4 protein-coding genes are annotated in these 3132 nt (G+C 63.7%); 3 read left to right on the forward strand and 1 reads right to left on the reverse strand.

Annotated features, from left to right (window positions below):
- The first annotated feature begins 1 nt into the window (after nt 1).
- The 3 genes from EN750_RS26075 (at nt 2) to EN750_RS26085 (ending at nt 2753) form a co-directional block, all read left to right on the forward strand.
- The gene (locus EN750_RS26075; RefSeq protein WP_127398283.1) at nt 2–856 is read left to right on the forward strand and encodes a hypothetical protein; all 855 of its coding nucleotides are present in this window, start codon (nt 2–4) and stop codon (nt 854–856) included.
- A gap of 80 nt (nt 857–936) precedes the next feature.
- The gene (locus EN750_RS26080; protein ID WP_127398285.1) at nt 937–1740 is read left to right on the forward strand and encodes an oxaloacetate decarboxylase; all 804 of its coding nucleotides are present in this window, start codon (nt 937–939) and stop codon (nt 1738–1740) included.
- Between the two features lie 14 nt (nt 1741–1754).
- The gene (locus EN750_RS26085) at nt 1755–2753 is read left to right on the forward strand and encodes a proline racemase family protein (RefSeq protein ID WP_127398287.1); all 999 of its coding nucleotides are present in this window, start codon (nt 1755–1757) and stop codon (nt 2751–2753) included.
- A 9-nt stretch (nt 2754–2762) separates the two neighbouring features.
- On the opposite strand, the gene EN750_RS26090 is transcribed toward EN750_RS26085, so the two are convergent.
- The coding region (locus EN750_RS26090) for an EI24 domain-containing protein (protein WP_189526454.1) at nt 2763–3132 on the reverse strand (370 nt) is incomplete at its 5' end.

Here is a 3132-nt window from a genome sequence, read left to right on the forward strand (position 1 = left end):
CATGACCCCCAGCCGGCTCCGCCTCATCCTCGCCTTGATGCTGGCGCCGTTTCTATGGACCGCGGCCGGCGCGCAAGCCATCAGCTTTCCGGAGCTCGGCAGCGCTCTGCCCGGCCGCACGGATGTCACCTATCTCGACCTCGCGAGGATGGTCATTCCGGATCTCGCTGCGGACAAGGACGGCTTCTATAGGGGTGGGTTGCCGATCGAGATGCGTCATATCGAGGGACCGGACAGCGGCGGTTCGCCGCCCGAGACTTCGGGCTTTTCCAATGCCGCGGTGCTCGCCATCAAGGCCGGCGGCAAGGATCGGCTGACCATGCTGTTCGACCTTGGCGATTCTCCCGACAGCGCCGAAGGCTATGCGGTGCTGGCGCTCTACGACATCACGGCCAAGCCAAAGCTGCTCGACGCCGTCAATGTCGCGCTCGACCGCGGCACCTATTTCCACGAGCCGGGCAGACTTTCGGTCAGCGCCAACGATGACGTCCTCATCACCATGAGCGCGCATTTCAATTCGAGCCAGAACTATGTGATCACGCCGCTGATCATGATCCGCGACGACAAGTTCGAACCGATCGACATGATCTATACGTTCGACGAAAACCTGTGCGCCTACAGCCGCAAGCAGGACGTGACTTTGCAGACCGTAGGCGACGGCCAGCCTTATGCCGCCATCAAGGTGACCGTGACCGACTCTACTGTGCTGAACGGCGAAAGCTGTGACGACACTCCGCCCAGACCAGAGTCCCACGAGATTTCCGTCACCTATCACTGGGACAAGAAGACATCGCGCTACACCAAGGATTCCGACGCGCTGGACAAATTGGCAGGAGAGAACGCCAATCGCTTCTGAACCAACCGCATTCGTTTGCCCGGTCAAATCGGGCAGGATAAAATCCGCTTAGCCACACCGCACATGATGGGGGAACTACCATGGACAAGGGCAAGATCTTTCGCGACCTGCATGCCTCGACCTTCGTCATGCCCAATCCCTGGGATATTGGCACGACGAAGCTGCTGGCCTCGTTCGGTTTCACGGCGCTGGCGACGACCAGCGCCGGCTTTGCTTTTTCACGCGGCCTGCCGGATGGCGCCGTGACCTTCGACCAGATGATCCACCATTGCCGCGAGGTGACGGCGGCGACCAGCCTGCCTGCCTCCGCCGACCTCGAGAAAGGCAAGGGCGACAGCGCCGAGCAGGCCGCCGAAACCGTCTTCGCGGCGGAAGCGGCCGGCCTTGCCGGATGCTCGATCGAGGACCACACCGGCGATCCGGACAAGCCGATCTATGATTTCGCGCACGCCGTCGAGCGCGTTGCGGCGGCGGCGGAGGCGGCGCGGGCGCTGAAGCGCGATTTCGTCTTCACCGCGCGGGCGGAGAATTTCCTGTGGGGCAAGTCCGACCTCGACGACACCATCAAGCGGCTGCAGGCCTTCGAGAAGGCCGGCGCCGACGTGCTCTATGCGCCCGGCATCGGCGACGTCGAGATGATCCGCACGCTCTGCTCGGCGGTCAACAAGCCGGTCAATGTCATGGCAAAGCCTGGCTTCACCATCGCCGACCTCGCCATGGCCGGCGTCAAGCGCATCTCGCTCGGGCCGTGGCTGACCAATTTCGCCTATGGCATGCTGGAAACGGCGGCGCGCGAGATCCAGCAGGACGGCACCTTCGGCTTCACCCGCGCCGCCATGCCGTTCGGCAAATTGCAAGCCCTCTTCGGCAAGTCTTCAGCTTGAACGGGGCCCATCGCATGACGCTTACCGTCGTCGATATGCATACCGGCGGCGAGCCGCTCAGGATCGTCACCGGCGGCTATCCCAGTGTCCCCAAGGGCACGATCCTGGAAAAGCGCGCCTATGTGCGCGACCATCTCGATCATCTCAGGAAGATCCTGATGTTCGAGCCGCGCGGCCATTACGACATGTATGGCGCCCTGCTGGTCGAACCCGACCTGCCCGGCGCCGACCTCGCCGTGCTGTTCATGCACAATGAGGGCTATTCGACGATGTGCGGCCACGCCATCGTCGCGCTCGGCCGCTACGCCGTAGATGAAGGATTGGTGGCGAAACAGGAACCAATCACGACAGTCAATATCGAGGCGCCGTGCGGGCTGGTCGTCGCCTCGGTCGAGGTCAGGGACGGCAAGGCCGGTGCGGTGTCGTTCGAAAGCGTGCCGGCGTTCCTGTTCGCCGGCGGGCAGACGATAGAGCTGGCGGGCCACGGCACGATCGGCTTCGACGTCGCCTATGGCGGCGCTTTCTACGCGCTGGCCGATTGTCACCAATTCGGGCTCGAATTCGGCAAAAGCCGGGTGCGCGATTTCGTCGATGCGGCAACCGCGCTGACGGACAGGCTCAAGGCCGAATTTCCGCTGTCGCATCCCGACCACGGCGACCTTGCCTTCCTCTACGGCACCATCCTGACCGATGGCCGCGATGCTTTTTCCGATGGGGTGACCAAGAACATCTGCGTCTTCGCCGAGGCGGAGGTCGACCGCTCGCCGACCGGGTCCGGCGTCACCGCAAGGCTGGCGGCCATGCATGCCAAGGGCGAGATCGCGATCGGGCAGACGCGTATGTTCGAAAGCATTGCCGGCTCGCGTTTTTCGGGAGCCGTGGTGCGGACGGCGAAGGCTGGCCCGCACGGGGCGATCATCGCCCGCGTCGGCGGCCGCGCCTATTATAGTGGCAGGACGGAGTTTATCGTCGAAGCGGACGACGAGCTCGGACGCGGATTCCTGTTGCGCTGAAGAAAATGCTCAGCGGCGCGAGGAGCGAGCCACTTCCCGCACCGAGATCGCCTTGTGCAGATGCACCATCACGGCGGCGGCGAAGAGCGGCGTCAGCAGGTTGAGCAACGGCACGGCGAGGAAAGCCGCGATGAGCAGCCCGGCGAGGAACACCGTGCCGGCATAGTGCCTGCGTAAGGCCCTGGCCTCTTCTTCCCCGCGAAAGCGCATGGCAGCGAATTCGAAGAACTCGCGCCCGAGCAGATAGCCGTTGACGATAAAGAAGGCGGCTATGTTGACGCCCGGCACCAGCAGAAGCAGCAGGGCGACGATGTTGCCGAGAATGACCACGGCGAGGAATCGCGCCGACAGCACCAGCGAGCGCAGCGCCGGCATGGCG

Source organism: Mesorhizobium sp. M7A.F.Ca.ET.027.03.2.1 (genome assembly GCF_003999175.1).
Taxonomy (GTDB): Bacteria; Pseudomonadota; Alphaproteobacteria; order Rhizobiales; family Rhizobiaceae; genus Mesorhizobium.

Bases quoted from the DNA above. Each gene is read 5' to 3' on its own strand.
- EN750_RS26075 (WP_127398283.1), top strand. From the start codon at position 2: ATGACCCCCAGCCGGCTCCGCCTCATCCTCGCCTTGATGCTGGCGCCG.
- EN750_RS26080 (WP_127398285.1), top strand. From the start codon at position 937: ATGGACAAGGGCAAGATCTTTCGCGACCTGCATGCCTCGACCTTCGTC.
- EN750_RS26085 (WP_127398287.1), top strand. From the start codon at position 1,755: ATGACGCTTACCGTCGTCGATATGCATACCGGCGGCGAGCCGCTCAGG.